The sequence below is a fragment of the Paenibacillus sp. E194 genome (genome assembly GCF_000935845.1).
Classification (GTDB): domain Bacteria; phylum Bacillota; class Bacilli; order Paenibacillales; family Paenibacillaceae; genus Paenibacillus_B; species Paenibacillus_B alvei_B.
In genome coordinates, this window is record NZ_JMDX01000039.1 from 1 (window position 1) to 15,552 (window position 15,552).

Annotated in this window: 14 protein-coding genes; 10 read left to right on the top strand and 4 right to left on the bottom strand. The window is 46.2% G+C overall.

Annotated elements, in window-relative coordinates:
* Nucleotides 1–80 precede the first annotated feature (80 nt).
* Nucleotides 81–3,095: a glycoside hydrolase family 2 TIM barrel-domain containing protein gene (locus AZ66_RS07820; protein WP_052648434.1), complete on the bottom strand. Its 3,015-nt coding sequence runs from the start codon at nt 3,093–3,095 to the stop codon at nt 81–83.
* A 154-nt stretch (nt 3,096–3,249) separates the two neighbouring features.
* Between AZ66_RS07820 and AZ66_RS07825 the strand changes: the two genes are divergently transcribed.
* A complete protein-coding gene (locus tag AZ66_RS07825) occupies nt 3,250–4,143 on the top strand; it encodes an AraC family transcriptional regulator (protein ID WP_044354317.1) in 894 nt (297 codons plus the stop codon).
* A 130-nt stretch (nt 4,144–4,273) separates the two neighbouring features.
* On the opposite strand, the gene AZ66_RS07830 is transcribed toward AZ66_RS07825, so the two are convergent.
* Together AZ66_RS07830 and AZ66_RS07835 are read right to left on the bottom strand one after the other, a co-directional pair.
* On the bottom strand, nt 4,274–4,927 hold the full coding sequence (locus AZ66_RS07830) for a nitroreductase family protein (RefSeq protein WP_044354318.1): 654 nt from the start codon (nt 4,925–4,927) through the stop codon (nt 4,274–4,276).
* A gap of 93 nt (nt 4,928–5,020) precedes the next feature.
* Nucleotides 5,021–6,217 carry an MFS transporter gene (locus tag AZ66_RS07835; protein ID WP_044354319.1) on the bottom strand — a complete coding sequence of 399 codons (1,197 nt, stop codon included), beginning with the start codon at nt 6,215–6,217 and terminating at the stop codon, nt 5,021–5,023.
* Between the two features lie 190 nt (nt 6,218–6,407).
* Between AZ66_RS07835 and AZ66_RS07840 the strand changes: the two genes are divergently transcribed.
* From AZ66_RS07840 to AZ66_RS07880, 9 genes are all read left to right on the top strand, one after another.
* Nucleotides 6,408–6,725 carry a hypothetical protein gene (locus AZ66_RS07840; protein WP_044354320.1) on the top strand — a complete coding sequence of 106 codons (318 nt, stop codon included), beginning with the start codon at nt 6,408–6,410 and terminating at the stop codon, nt 6,723–6,725.
* A 132-nt stretch (nt 6,726–6,857) separates the two neighbouring features.
* The gene (locus tag AZ66_RS07845) at nt 6,858–7,940 is read left to right on the top strand and encodes a tetraprenyl-beta-curcumene synthase family protein (RefSeq protein WP_197081668.1); all 1,083 of its coding nucleotides are present in this window, start codon (nt 6,858–6,860) and stop codon (nt 7,938–7,940) included.
* Between the two features lie 24 nt (nt 7,941–7,964).
* Nucleotides 7,965–8,936 (top strand): 6-phosphofructokinase, encoded by a 972-nt coding sequence (gene pfkA, locus AZ66_RS07850; RefSeq protein WP_044354321.1) that lies wholly within the window; start codon nt 7,965–7,967, stop codon nt 8,934–8,936.
* 180 nt (nt 8,937–9,116) lie between these two features.
* On the top strand, nt 9,117–9,320 hold the full coding sequence (locus AZ66_RS07855) for a DUF3906 family protein (protein ID WP_044354322.1): 204 nt from the start codon (nt 9,117–9,119) through the stop codon (nt 9,318–9,320).
* A gap of 52 nt (nt 9,321–9,372) precedes the next feature.
* The gene (locus AZ66_RS07860; RefSeq protein ID WP_044354323.1) at nt 9,373–9,912 is read left to right on the top strand and encodes an NADPH-dependent FMN reductase; all 540 of its coding nucleotides are present in this window, start codon (nt 9,373–9,375) and stop codon (nt 9,910–9,912) included.
* 292 nt (nt 9,913–10,204) lie between these two features.
* Complete coding sequence (locus AZ66_RS07865; RefSeq protein WP_044354325.1) at nt 10,205–10,873, top strand: hypothetical protein; 669 nt, start codon at nt 10,205–10,207, stop codon at nt 10,871–10,873.
* Nucleotides 10,874–11,473: 600 nt separating this feature from the next.
* Nucleotides 11,474–12,841 carry a radical SAM/SPASM domain-containing protein gene (locus AZ66_RS07870; protein WP_044354326.1) on the top strand — a complete coding sequence of 456 codons (1,368 nt, stop codon included), beginning with the start codon at nt 11,474–11,476 and terminating at the stop codon, nt 12,839–12,841.
* Nucleotides 12,825–13,409: a flavoprotein gene (locus AZ66_RS07875; protein ID WP_044354327.1), complete on the top strand. Its 585-nt coding sequence runs from the start codon at nt 12,825–12,827 to the stop codon at nt 13,407–13,409. The genes AZ66_RS07870 and AZ66_RS07875 overlap by 17 nt, the downstream gene beginning before the upstream one ends.
* Entirely contained in the window at nt 13,393–14,661 is a 1,269-nt protein-coding gene (locus AZ66_RS07880; protein ID WP_044354329.1) for an MFS transporter, read from the top strand. The genes AZ66_RS07875 and AZ66_RS07880 overlap by 17 nt, the downstream gene beginning before the upstream one ends.
* Nucleotides 14,662–14,791: 130 nt before the next feature.
* On the opposite strand, the gene AZ66_RS07885 is transcribed toward AZ66_RS07880, so the two are convergent.
* Nucleotides 14,792–15,178, bottom strand: coding sequence for a DUF3899 domain-containing protein (locus AZ66_RS07885; RefSeq protein ID WP_044354330.1), 387 nt, complete (start codon nt 15,176–15,178; stop codon nt 14,792–14,794).
* Between the last annotated feature and the right edge of the window lie 374 nt (nt 15,179–15,552).

The following is a 15,552-nucleotide window of genomic DNA, read 5'->3' on the forward strand; positions in this document are numbered from 1 at the left end:
GATCAGCATGATGAGCGGCATTCTCCAAGTCCATGACCGAGTAACGTTGCGCGCTAAAGTCAAAGGTGTCCACCCCAGTGCTAGCTTGTAAAGAATAGTCCCGTGCCTTGTGCGTTCACAAAAGATACCCATCTTGTATCTGTACGATTGCCATTCTCTTGCGGCTTCTCGTATGCCACCATAAGATCATCGACCTTCGCTTCGTACCAGCCAATTGCAGCTGCTTGCTTGCTGTCGACATAGCTTTCGCCTGGACCGCGTCCATACCAGCTGCAGAAATTCAAGTCGGCAGGGATGCCAAGCTCGTAGCCAAAACGAGGGAGAACCTCTGGATGGTATCCATCAGGCCGAGTGTCAATCTGCAGCTGTATGATCCCATTTCCTTGTATGGTCATGATCTGCTCACAGGCCAATCCCCACATGAAGGCAGGTGCTCCTAACCGGAAGCAGGTCGTTACGGTAATCATCCCCTCGGATGCGCGTGATGAATCGATGGTCACCTGTTTCATCCGTTTCTTCAATTGATGTAGTCGAGCATTCCGCCAATCTGTCACCAGATAGCGATCATTATCGATAACGGCACGCCATAATTGAAGGCGGGGACTGCCAGTTAGTAAATTTGTGTTATGGAAACGCCAAGAGAGAAGGTTTCCGTCTGACCGATTGATCTCCATAGTAAAGCTGCTGCCTGTAAGGATGAGGCTATCTCCTTTGTCATGGATCGAAATGGGCTTCAGCGACATCTTGCCTGCACGGGCAGTATGAATACCGAAGCCGGATGTCAGGCTGCTCTTAGACGATGATATGGTAGAGGAAGCTGCTGTCTCCTGTATGCAATCGGTATGCTGTAGCTGAAGAACCTGCGAAGGCTCAAGCTCAAATTGAGCCCATGCCACTTCATGACCCACAGGCAGCCATGGGATTGTGCCATAAGTGCCCCTACCCGAACGGAAGGAGAACCGAAGCCACATATGCTGAAATGCCGGTTCAGATATCGTATGGCCGAACGCGGCTTGAATCGCTGTCCGTGCATCCCACTGCCATGCAGCGCGCTCACGTGGAGGTACTTCGGGCACCTCGAATGTCCCTTCGGCAATTAGTTCACCATCGGCAATGATGGAATAGTGACCGCGCAAGCATGATAATGGAAGGAAGTCGTACCGGTTCTCGATGATATATTCTCCTGGTTCACTGCTGGCATAGACTTTGACAGGCTCGATCGCTTTTTTGTATTCATGCAGAGCGGGCCACGGCTTACGGTCTCCATCGATGAGTCCATTCAAGCAGAAGTTTCCGTCATGAATAAGCTCGCCGAAGTCACCGCCATACGCCATTTCTTGGCGGCCATCCTCTCGCTCACGCCGAATGCCTTGATCGACCCAATCCCAGACGAACGCACCTTGCAGCTTCGGGTAGCGATAGAACATTTCTACGTAGTCCTTAAGCGCTCCCGGGCCGTTGCCCATTGCATGCGCGAATTCACATAAAATATAAGGACGATCATCATCAGACTGGACAACCTTCTCAATGGCTTCGAGTGTTGGGTACATCGTTGAGCGGATGCCGAGCCCAAGCATGTTACTCCAATCCCCTTCGTAATGAACGGGGCGAGTCGGATCATATTGTTGTGCCCACTCGGCCATGGCTGCATGATTGGGTCCACAGCCAGATTCATTGCCAAGCGACCACATGATGATGCTCGGCGCATTTTTGTCACGGATTACCATCCGCTGCATTCGCTCCACATAGGCCTGTTTCCACGTCTCATCCTCACTGAGCAGTGACCAACACCCGGCAGCTTGAAATCCATGTGTTTCTAAGTCCGCTTCGTCGATTACGTATAGCCCTGCCTCATCACATAAGGCGTAGAAGCGCGGATCATTCGGGTAGTGTGAGGTCCGCACAGCATTCAAGTTGAACTGCTTCATTAAGCGCACATCTTCGACCATTGTGGCATAGGGAACCGCACGTCCATGATCCGGATGGAATTCATGCCGATTGACACCCTTGAACATGATGGCCTTCCCGTTTACGAGAAGATTCGTACTGGTAAGCTTCACTTCCCTGAATCCGATTCGCTGTGAGATTACTTGAATGACCTCTTGGTTCTTGTCTCGAAGCTCCAGCACGAGATGATACAAATAAGGGGTCTCCGCTGACCATAGTGTAGGGGCTTCTACGGTAGTGCTTACCCGGATGATTGGCTCTGATTGCTGGCATCGATCACTTACCAAGATCGTGTTCGTCGGCGAAATTGGCTGGCGCGCAGCATTCAATATTGTCCATGCAAATGTATGTGACTGCGCAGCCTCCTCGCTGATGCAGAGCTCGACATCAACGTCCAGTTGAGCACGCTCACCATTGTCAAGCAAGTGTGTGCGAACGGTAAAGTCCCACATATGCTCCGTCGGGAAGGCCAGCAAATACACATCGCGGAAAATACCGCTTAACCACCACATATCCTGATCTTCTAGGTAGGAGCCGTCGCACCATTGGTATACCTGAACGGTAATTTGATTCATACTTTGCTGCAGCGCGGGACGGATGTCGAATTCAGCAGGAATGCGGCTTCCTTGACTGTAGCCAATATAGTGCCCGTTCACCCATACTCGAAATGCGCTGTCCACACCTTCGAATCGAAGGACGACATTTTGTTCCATCCAGCTTGGCTCAATCCAAAAAGTCCTGCGATACGTTCCAGTAGGATTATCATGGGGAACAAAGGGAGGTTCAACTGGGAACGGATAGAGGATATTCGTATATTCTGGTTTTCCGTAGCCGTGCATTTGCCAATTCGAAGGTACCGGAATCACGTCCCAATCGGAATCATCGTACTGGGGCATCCAGCACGCTGCTGGTGCTTGCTCGGGACTCGCTGCGTAGCTGAATTTCCAGGTGCCGCTCAGCTGCTGGAAATAGGCCGATGCACCGCGCTCGTACGTCAATGCTTCGGAGGCGCTTGCACAAGGAATGAAGTAGGCACGGTCATGGAGGCGTTGTTGATGCAATACAGTAGGTGACTGCAATAATTCATTCAGTGTTAATGCATCTTGTTCATTGTGCGGATCTACCAGGTTCATTCGTTCTACTGACATTCTCATCTTCCCTTCAAATGCTATAGACTCAATATCACGATATGAATGTAAAAGGCTGTTGATTGTATATATGATAAAATGAAAAAAGACGCTCAATCAATCTAACGATTTTATTTGAAATAACAATATATGAAACTCGAAACAGGTGAAGTCAATGCAGCATTTTCATTTTCCAATGATCAGCGAGCGTGAGCGGTCGTTGCCACTCGTTGTAACCACGGTAGGAAGCTGGGTAAGCCAACAGGAAATTGTACGACTGAGCGGATATCCTGATTACCAGTGGCTGCAATGCACGTCCGGCCGCGGCGAGTTCTGGTGGAAGGGGATGAGCGAGCCTATCGTTGTAGAGACTGGGCAGGGTGTTATCTTATATCCCAATATACCGCATGAATATAGGCCAATTGAGGAGCCATGGGGAATCTACTGGTTTGGATTTCTAGGAAGCTTATCGCAGGAGCTGCTGACTGCGGCTCAATTGTATCAATCGACAAGGATTACTCCAATGAATCCTGAGCTCACGCTAGAGCCAATCAAGAGGGCGATTGCTTTATTGAACAGATCCTCGTTCAATGAGGGACACGGCACAATGCTGTCAGGACTTGCCTATGAACTGATGATGGCGTGGACTCAATCCGGATGGGAGACTCTTGTCAGGGAAGGGCGGCACTTGGATAATGATCCGTTAACGCCGTTGTTGGAGTGGATTCAAGAACATGTTCATCAGGAGCTTACACTTCAGCAGATGGCCGACCAGATAGGTGTTACTCCACAGTATGTATGCAAGCTGTTTCGAAGAACACTTGATATGCGGCCGCTTCAATATGTGATACGTCTGCGGATTCGTAAGTCAAAGCAGCTTCTACTCGCTTACCCGAGGCTGTCTGTCCAGCAGGTGGGACAGGAGGTTGGCTTCATGCACACAAGTTATTTCATTCATCGATTTAAGCAGCATGAGGGAATGACGCCTGTCCAGTTCCGTCTCCTTCATGCGGGGAAACTGATGGGTGATCATCGTGTATTTGAAGCTACAGAAGTGAATGGAACATAGATCAGGCAATACTATCAGATCTTATAGTAGGAATAATACGAATCTCCCAAAAGAGAAGCCCCTTGCTCCACCACAGTTATTGTGGGGAGTTAAGGGGCTTCATGTGCTATTGATACGTGAATATGCTCTGTTATTCAATGATGCGCAGTATCTCTTCGACCGGCTTGCGTGGGAGCTTGGCCGGTGTTTCCAGTGGATAGCCGAGTGCAAGGACCATGTTGACCTGGCGATCTTCTGGAATGTCAAGCAGAGACTTGATTGCATCAGCAGCCAGTAGGACAGGACCAGTCATTGGACAGGTAGCCAAGCCCTGCGCATGAGCGGCTAGCATCAAATTTTGAATGGCCAAGCAGCTGCTCTTAATGCCCTCTTCATCCCATACCGCAGTTGGCACCAATTGAATCGGATCGAAGATGCGCTCACGGAATTTCGAAGTGTAAGGCGTCGCTAAGCATACAATGAGTGCTGGTGCGTCTGAGAAGGCTGTTGCATAGGGTCCGAAGGACTTGAGCAGCATTCTCGCTTCCTTGTTTAATCCTTGCTCTTCCGCTATTTGAGCCTTGGCATGCAATGCATCCCATGTAAACTGCTCGATTTGCTTGATCATCGAACGATTCACAACGGCGATGAACTCCCATGTTTGGGAGTTTGTGTCGCTTGGCGCGTAACGCGCACAATCCACAAGCTCTTTAATGTCGTCGACAGACACTGGACGTTCATCATAGCGACGAACGCTGCGACGCCCATGAATGACTTCCTTTATTGTCTCATACGTTGTTGTCATATTGGTGACCCTCCACCGAACGAGTAGTATGATTGCTTTAAGACCTTGTATTAAGACCTACTACTATTATACGGTACAGTTGAAAAAATGCAATTAGCTGTGTCTGCTGGACTTTTGAATTGTCGCTGTTTCACTATGACGGGCAATGGTAGCCATAGTTATAAAGCCAAGGCAGGCTATAAATGAGAACCCTGCTGCAACCTCATATAGCACATCCTTGCCGAAGGATTGCATTAAGATTCCACCGAAAGTTCCGCTTATGAGCCCTGCGATGCTGGACCAGACGATCGTATACAGTGCAAGCCCTGTTGAACGATATTCGTCAGGAATGACACGGCTTATATAGCGAACGGCAACGAAATAAAAGATCCCGAATGACACGCTGTGCAGCAACTGCGTAGATACAATCCATGTTGGATCTTGCAGCACTGCAATAAGCAGAAGCCGAATGGTATAGGTTAACCCGGAGAATGCTAATAGTGGCAGTTCCTTGAATCTCTCCCCATAGGCATTCAATAAGAAGAAGATCGGGATTTCACTAAGTGCTGAGAGCATCCAAGCCCATCCAACCAAAGATTCATCTGCCCCAATCTGGGACAATGATAATCCGAGAAAGGCTTCATTCAGACGATGTCCGATGGCAAGCAGCAGCACGAACAAGAAGAACAATAGTACTTCTCGCTGCCGCAGGACAACCCACAGTCCGGACAGCTCCATCTTCTTCATCGTGGCGCGTTTATCAGTAAGCGGGAAAGCAAGTACCAGCGACAGCACGCCAAGAAGAACAATGACCCATATGCTGTACGAGGCGCCTACCGAACGTAATATGAACCCGAATAGGAGTGCAGATACAGCGAAGCCGATCGAGCCAAAAACACGAATGCCGATGAAGCTCTTGCCTTGAGCCTGTGCGGTCATAATCGCGAAGCTGTCGTTCAGTGGATATATCGGAAAGTAAAAGAAATAAAAGCAAACGAGAAGCAGAGCAACCAACCCGTACGAAGATACTTGAGCAAGTGCCACTGATAATACGATTTGTGCGACCAACAACGTGATGAGCACTTTTTTCAACGTACCGAGCTTATCGCTGGTTACGCCCCAGAATAGGTTGGAAATGATAGAGATGAGCGGCCCAATGGAATAGAGAAGTCCGATCTGGACACTTGTGAAATGTAATGATTTGTAATAGAGCGGCAAATACGATACAACGACCGAAGAGGTCATAAAGATCATAAATGTAAAGGCGCGCAGCCAATGTGCTTCTGTGTTCCGGGGTGCCGGATACGCCATGCGTGTTCCCTCCATGAAGTAGATGAATGTGTATATATCGGAGTTGTTAATTGAGCAAGTAAAAATGGAATAATCCCTAGTATAGCATGCTTCCTGTGGATTGGGGCGGTTTCGTCATTTACATCCTCGCAAGCGGCATGGTACATTAACAGCATTAATGATGCATCCTATTTACCGGAGGTGCGGAAGCATGGTGAATGATTGGTTCGAATTCGATGAACGGCTTGGTATTGAAGTGCCCTTAGTTGAGGATTCTTGGGATGGACTGAGCTGGGACGAACAAGTGCTCATTATGGACAAGTGGGAACACACTCGCGGCAGAATTCCCGACCGTATTAAAGAGCTGGAACGTACGATTGTTTTGAAGCAGGATGCGCTGAATGAAGAGGAGCAATTTGAGGCTTCCTGCCGGCTGAATAGCGAGATCGCAGAGTTGGCATCGCAAATTATCGATTTGAATTTGTGGTACCGGGTTCAATCAGACATAGATGCCAAAAATCACCACTAGTAAATATCGCATGCAATCGTTTGTGCAATTAGTCACTTCGTAATATAATAGGTGTGGTTAAAATGGGTACTCAATAAGTGTGAGTAACATCATCTCGTAGAAGTTGACCTACACAGAGGACGGAGGATTTTCTTGAATCAGGTGAGGCAACGCCGTACGCGAGCTCCGAAAGGGCCGCTCGGACTCATGTACCGCGTATATAAGTATATATTGCCGGGGGTTCGTCAATCGTTGGCAAGCTGGCAGACGCGGGCTGAACGAATTCCGAACGAGGAGCTGCGCAAGCAGGCGCTCGCGAGCATCGCTAGCAAGCAATTTCATTGTGAGGGCGGTGCGGTATACGCTGCGGCTAGATTAGATGTACGCCATATATTGATCCCGCTCATTGTTGCTTTTCAGACGATCAGTGACTATTTGGACAACCTGTGCGACCGAAGCACCTCTATGGATGCGGATGATTTCCGCTTGCTCCATCAGGCTATGCTGGATGCGGTCCAACCGGACGAACCCCTCAAAGACTATTATGCGCTCCGTGATGATCAAGAGGACGGAGGCTATTTGCGTGATCTAGTACAGACGTGCAGAGATAGTATTGCTTCACTGCCGGCGTATGGAATCGCACAGCCGCATATTGTTCGTCTTGTCGGACTGTATACAGACCTTCAGGTGTACAAGCATATTCACCCGGATTCGCGGGAGCAGGCACTGCTGGATTGGTGGAACCTGCATGAATCGGCTTATACGGAGCTCGGTTGGAATGAATTCGCTGCGGCGACCGGCTCCACACTAGGTGTGTTCCAGTTATTTTTGGCTGCGGCAGACGAGAGTCTGACGCAAGCAGATGCAGACCACATTCTAGAGGCATATTTTCCATATGTATGTGGACTGCATATTATGTTAGATTATTTAATTGACCAAGAAGAAGATCGTGCCGGCGGAGACTTGAATTTCTGCAATTATTACGACGATCAGAGCTTGGTCGTGAACCGGATTGGCCACTTTGCAGACCTTGCAACGGTGCGAGTTAGCTCACTGCCGGATGGACGATTTCATCGTATGATTATAGAAGGGCTGCTAGCTCTATATTTATCAGATCCGAAAGTAAGGGAACAGGCCGCGGTTCAACAAGTATCCAAGCGTCTCATGAAGAATAGTCCGCTTATGCGATTATTTTTCTGGTTGAACAGCCTCTGGATACGTAAACATATGTATTGAGGATTATGAGGGAGGAAACGAATCATGTCTGCTGTAAAAAAGATTGCCGTATTGACAAGCGGCGGAGACTCACAAGGTATGAACGCTGCAATCCGATCAGTAGTGCGTGCAGCTATATTCAATGGAATTGAGGTTTATGGAGTTCAGCGCGGTTATCAAGGGTTATTGAATGAAGATATTCGCCTAATGGATATTCGCAGTGTAGGTGACATCATTCAACGTGGCGGAACGATTCTGCAATCCGCTCGCTGCCAAGAGTTCAGAACTCCGGAAGGCCAGCAAAAGGGTGCAGACATTTTGCGCAAGCACGGCATCGATGGCTTGATTGTTATCGGTGGCGACGGTTCTTATCAAGGTGCGAACAAGTTGAGCAAGCTTGGCATCAAGACAATGGGTCTGCCAGGAACAATTGATAATGATATTTCCTTTACAGATTATACAATTGGCTTCGACACAGCTGTCAGCATCGTAGTTGACGCAGTAAACAAGCTTCGCGATACGATGAGCTCCCACGAGCGTTCTTCTGTCGTGGAAGTTATGGGTCGCCATTGTGGGGATATAGCGCTGTATGCAGGTCTTGCTAGTGGCGCGGAATCAATTCTTGTACCTGAGGTTGACCATAACATAGATGAAGTTGCAGGTCGTATGCGTGAGAACTTCGAATGCGGCAAGCGTCACAGCATCGTTATTGTAGCGGAAGGTGTTGGACGCGGTGAAGATGTAGCGAATGCCATCATTGAACGCTGCCCAACTGTTGAGCCGCGTGTTACGGTTCTCGGTCATATCCAGCGCGGTGGTTCCCCAACAGCGTTCGACCGTATCTTGGCAAGCCGTCTGGGCGACTTCGCGGTTCGCCAGCTGATGGAAGGCGAATCCGGCAAGGCTTGCGGTATGATTAAGGGTGAGCTGGTCGCAACAGACATCGATCTCGTTGTGAACACGAAGAAGGAATTCAATATGGAGCTGTACGATTTGGCTTCGCGTCTGTGTCAATAAGACGCTGCTAGATCTCACAGATTTGGATAAGCCCGGCGAAGCCGCATCATGCGGTTGGCCGGGTTTTTTTGTATATTTGCAAGATGTGCGGAGGAGGGATAGACGATTTCAATTGATGTGACATCTTGACGCATGATTCCGGTTTTATGTATGATGTGCGATAGGGAAGGGGATGGAAAAATGTACATATATCGGTTGGAAGCGTCCTCGACGCAAGGAACGTTCGTATGTGTGCTGACAGCAGATACAGAAGAACAAGCATTTCTGCAAGCAGAAGCACATTTCGAGCGGGAGATCCCGGGTGTTACTTGGGAGGGCTTGACTTTGCTAGAGAAGAAACGCTGCGTGAATGGCAGCGGATATATCATCCCCGTTCGAGATTAATAGACGTAATAGACGCTTGTCAGCCGAATGATGATGGAAGGGGAGTGCGATCATGCGCATCGTATGTATTTCTGGCAGCAATCGTAAAGAAGCAACAAGCACGAAGCTTGTTCGTTATCTAGCAGCAAGTATTCAGGAGAAAGGCCATGAGGCGCAAGTCATTGATCTCAATGAACTGCAGCTTCCTCTCTACTGCCCAGACGATGCAGAACAGCATACGAATGTGAAGCTGTTAAGAGAGTCGGTTCTCGCAGCTGATGCCATTGTGTTGGCTACACCTGAGTATCACGGGAGTATATCCGGCGTACTGAAGAACGCGCTCGATTATTTGAGCTTTGACTATTTCAACAATAAGGTCGTTTTGTCGGTTAGCTCTGCAGGTGGTGCGGTTGGTATCAGTTCGTTGACGCATCTACAGACAATCGTTCGCAATGTACACGGAATTAACTGTCCAGAATGGATTTCCATCGGCGGCGATGCAAGACAATTCACAGCAGAAGGGCAGCCTGTTCAGGATCAAGTGATTCAACGAGTTCAGAAGACGTTGAACTATTTCTTGAATTTGTCTGCGAGCACTCGTGAGCTTGCATAAGCAATTGATGTAGTTTGAAGCACCTAAGGCATGCACAAGATTACGCTTGTGCAGGGAGGCACGTGAGAGTGTCAAAGGTATACCCGCCTCACGGCTTCCCGATAAGGTGTTCGTATTTGTGTGAACGCTACAATAACTCCCAGCATACCCCCCCTCGGTTACCAATTATCATATCTTCTACTCCATATGGATACTATCTAGTCTTTCATCTCAATGAGCTTAAACGGATATTTTATTTACGCGTTTTTGTCAAGTTTGATTGGTCTATTACGTAGTAATAGATTTACATCAGTTGAAGTCGCTAACGGCGGACAGCTATAACGCGAAGGCTGATACCTTATTTCAAGTACGGAATGCTGCCTTACAGAATCTGCTCCAAGATAAGTACACTTCCTTCGAAGAATGGATGACGAAGTGGTGGGCAGACGAGAAAGAATGCAGAAATACGTGGTTGAAGACAAAATACAGTGCATATGCTGACGTACCGCGAATCTCTGGTATTTTTGCAACTCAATACGATCCAGATATAAGCGGCTCCTATGAGGACGCACTGCCTGATAAATATATTAAATTTGCGAATAAAGGCTGGATTAGTAATATCCCAGTCCAATTTCGAGGGACGTATGGCAATCCGAAGCATGTAGTCAATGTTTATAATCCGAATACGGTTAAGTCTGCACTTGGTGTTGAAGTGAAGGATGTTGACCCTTGGAATGTCGATGATAATTACTGGGATACTGCCAATGGAAGCAATCCTAGACGATTCGGCTTTAGCTTAGCATTGGGTACTCCTGCTTCAACAGCTGCCTATTATAACAATTGGAACAATGGCAAGGATGCACAGGGTCGCAAGGTGCTCAATCCTGCAGGGATCGATTTGTCGCCAGGCGTTGCTGCAACACTAGGTCTTGCCACAAACGAAAATGCTTTGATTGACGTTAGATATGAATATTTGCCCTAAGAAATGAGAAAGAAGAGTCAAGATTGAAATTGATAGATAACGATTACGTTGGGGAGCCATCATTCTGCCTACAGGATATTGGCTCTTTTTGTCGTGGAGAGTGATATCGAATGTTCGCAATAAGGGAGTGAATCAACTTAACACCAGCGTGGAAACAACTTGTTAACTTAGTGTTTAGAGGGTAATAGATAGAATGTTGTCATTCATGGAATAAACCTATTCTTGTTATATATTATACCAAAAAAAATTTCAAGAAAAGAGTTGACTTTAGTATAAAATGGAATTATTCTGAACTTGCAAGTGGCGAACAAACCAAATTATGGAGGTGAATCAAATGGCATTTTCAGTTGAAAAAGAAGGCGAAGAAGGCGGATCCAAGACAATCAACATTTTCTGTTAAGCACTTATCCCAAACGATTACAAAATAGGCTCCAGCCTATTTTGTAATCGTTTACATCTATTAAACCGAGGATATTTCTACTGATTCTACTTGCACTAATGAGCAGGACAGTTATCCATATAGCAATAGCAACAGCAATGATGAGCGAGTACATAATTCTCAATTTGGTAGGTATTTCAAATAGCTGCGGAGGGATTCAATTGGTATTAAGAGGAGATATAACGATCCAGGACAGCAGCACGCTCAAGGCATCTCGTTTCAATGTTCGTGTCGCAGACGGTGAACATTTGCGTCTATATAATTCATATACCGGGAAAATAAGTAAGTTCACTGGTGGAGAGGCAGAGATTGTTGATGAGCTGTTGAAAGTCAGGGAGCTTGATGTAGTAGAGTCACAAGATGAGATCCGCAGTGGATTAATTCAACATTTACAAAACAAAGGTTTTTTAGTTAAGAATCGAGTGAATGAATTTCAGCTGGCAACTGCACAAAAGTACAATATGTTAGCTGAGAACCGTATGCTTCAGTTAATAATACTGCCAAATGAGGATTGCAACTTCCGTTGTACTTACTGTTATGAAGACTTTCTGAAGTCCGAAATGAAGGAATCGGTGCAGCAAGGAATATTGAATTTTTTGGAGAGAAACGTTAAAAATTATAGCCGGCTGCTCATTAGCTGGTTTGGCGGGGAGCCGCTCAAATCATTCGATGTCATTAAGCGCATGTCTGCTCCAATCAAAGAGATTTGTGCCAAATACAACGTGCAATATCACGCCAATATCACAACGAACGGCTATTTGCTAAATAGTGAGACTTTCGAGGAACTGCTCGACATGAATGTGAGAAGCTTTCAAATTACTTTAGATGGGACTGCGGAAACGCATGACAGCTACCGAGTGGGCCGATTCGGAGAGAAGACATTTGATACGATATTCTCGAATTTATTGAAGATGAAGCAAAGCGATAAACCTTTCAATGTTGTACTGCGTTCCAATATCAATCAAGAAGTGTCGACTGTGATGGATAACTATATTTCGTTAGTCAGCAGTGCATTTGTTGACGATCCCCGTTTCATGCTGCATTTCGTGCCGATACAGAATTTGAAAGGGGAACAGACAGCTGACGTCCATTTATGCGATACGAAAATGCTGTTTCCGTTCTATGAGAAAGCGAAAGAAAAAGGATTTAATTTCGATTTATACAAGCAATACTTGCGTCCAGGAGGTTCTGAATGCTATGCCTCCAGTCCATCCTCATGTGTAATCGGGTCTGACGGGATGATCTACAAATGTACAGTTGCATTCAATAATCCAATGAATCATGTAGGCGATATTCTTGAAAATGGGGATATGGTCATTGATCAAGAGAAATGGAGCTTGTGGGTTACAGGCGGAGTCAATGAGGATGCTTCTTGCACCAAATGCTTCTTCAGACCATCATGCCAGGGGAATGCATGTCCACTCGAACGAATTGAGACTGGCGCAACACCATGTCCTCCAGTAAAGAAGAGTATTAAGAAGTACATTACACTAGTAAATGAGGATTATGCATATGAGCCGAGCGTATAACAAAATCGTAATAGGGATTACAGGTACAATTGGCGCCTTGAACGTACATAACTATATTTTCGCGCTTAAAGGCCGCTTTCAGTGTCAATTGGATATTGTCGTTACCGATAATGCCAAGCAGTTTGTGTCTACGCTTGCACTAGCCAATTTGTGCGATCATGTCTATGATGATCTATTTACGAAGAATCTCAAAGCTCCGCATGTCAACGCTGTTCAGGATGCCGACATCTTCCTCATACTTCCCGCATCTGCGGACTTCTTGGCCAAGATGGCGCACGGAATGGCAGACGATCTGTTAAGCTGTTGCGTGTTGAACTATGCTAACCCGATATACATCGCCCCGAATATGAATAACTCTATGTGGAATCAGCCGAGCGTGCAGCGGAACGTGGAAATCCTCAAGAAAGACGGACATCTGTTCGTTAATGTACAGGCAGAGGGATATAAGGCTTCAAGTGGTACCTATACCAGTTCAGATGCCGCTCTTCCGCAACCGGAAGAGTTGATTCAGTTGATCTTGCATGAAGAATCCAGAATGAATGAGCCTGCCTATGAATACAACAACTAATCTCCGTAGCAACAGGAACTACATGCTGCTGCTGACCGCCGCAATTCTAGTTAGTCCTGGGTATTATATTTACATTGTTGCTGTCGAATGGTTGACGGTGACTTTGTTTGACTCGCGCAGTTATTTGGGTTTAATCCTTTTCTCCTCTTCCGGTGCAAGACTGCTGTTCATGATATACGGCGGAGTAATCGCAGATCGCGTCAATCGAAAGATCATTATCCTCACATCGCAATGGATGAAGGTGCTCTCGATTGGGCTATTGCTGACGATGTACTGGCTGGATATGATCACCCCGTTATTCCTTATCATCGTCTCCTTCTTGTTCGGTGTGCTGGATGCATTTGCTGGACCGGCCTATGACTCTGTTATTACGTCAATCATTGATAAAAAGGCTTACCAGAAAGGCAACGCGCTGCTTCGTATGGCTAATCAGTACAGTTTAATCATAGGTCCCCTGCTTAGCAGCACGTTCATTATTACAATAGGCTTTTCCGGAGTCTTTCTATTTAGTCTTATTTCTATCATTATTTCGACTACGCTTATATCCTTTATTCGGATTCAATCGCATGATTCCAGCACACCAAGAAAATCAAAGTGGAGGGAATTGACTTCCTCCTTCGAATATATTCGCACACATCGCGCATTGCCAACGTTAATGGCAATCGGATTCATTATGAATTTTTTCGTGACTGGTCCAATGGGGGTAATGCTTCCGATTTTGGCTAAGGATATTTTTAAGGGGAACGCAGTTGTGTTAGCCATGTTAGAGGTCTCGCTGGGAGTCGGATTTATATTGGGATCCGTTGTTGTATCTCTGCGAAAGTCTTTCGCAAGACCGGGAATTGTTATTTTATGCTCGTTGTTTCTGATCGTTATTGCTTACACGTCACTCGGATATGTGCATCATTTAGTCGTGTCTATGCTTGTGTTGTTTTCGATTGGAGTATTGATTCAGGTTATGAATATCCCATTGTTCACGTACATTCATTCAAGCACTCCCCATCATATGATAGGGAAAGTAATGAGTATCTTCATATCGATTGTAACCGGATTAACACCGCTTTCTTACGCATTCGTTGCCTATTTGCTGCATGCTGGGATAGGTATCCAGTTTGTTGTACGTATTTTTGGGATATTTTTGTTAGTCATTGTATTTGGTGCCATGACGCGGCCAGCATTGCGTCAATTAAGATATACAGATTCGGAGACAAGTGAGCAGGAACATGTACAACAGCAGACCTTGTCCAATTAGTCAAAAAGAGAGATGAAGGATTAGACCCGTCCTTGCTGGACGGGTTAATACTGTGTGATTACATGGAAATGAACGTTTTAAAGATTGAATAGCGTTTGATTAATCCCCGTTCTGTTATGGAACGGGGTTGTTATGTTGCGAATATTGCCAGCATACAGGAGCACAACAGCAACGGAATCGAGTACAAATATAATATTTTGCTGGACCATTGGTTTGTGCGAATCAATTCAGCATATTCATGCAGGGCTATTCTCTTTTTGGGCTGCCCAGACGACGATTTGTTACTGGAATCGTAATGAAGCGCATGTTCTTTTTCCTTCTCCTTGCGTTGGAGATGATAGCTCAATGACTTAAAAAAGCCGATGTTCCGCACGTAAGCGAGCAAGGCGATCAATAGGTAGATAAGACCGATGATGAAGAAGGAATTCGATACGTTTATAAGCAGGGAATTATGACCGTTTAAGATGGAATAACCAGCTGTAAATAAGAGGGTTACAACAAGCAGCAGTCGTTTCATGGCGAAAAATCCTTTCCCTTTAAATTCGCTCGTATTTAGATGTGTTGGAGGAATCTGATGTGACGAGTGAGAAGATATTTTGATGTGATGACTAGGAATGATTCGGCATAATCCATCATTTATCCTCCTATTTCCGCATTTCCTTGAGTATTCTAAGGAGTATTCTGTGATTTAATTGTTGACTATGGGTATTTAGTTTGATAGATTTATAAAAAACTATACCATAATTTACCTCACAAGTATGCATTTGATCGTTGTCGATTCGTGGTATATACGCATATATAGCAACCCGACAAGTAATGATCTTCCTCAATGAATCGGCTCTCAGTCTAGTATCAAACCTACAACAATGTGAACGCATCCATCCAATCCAA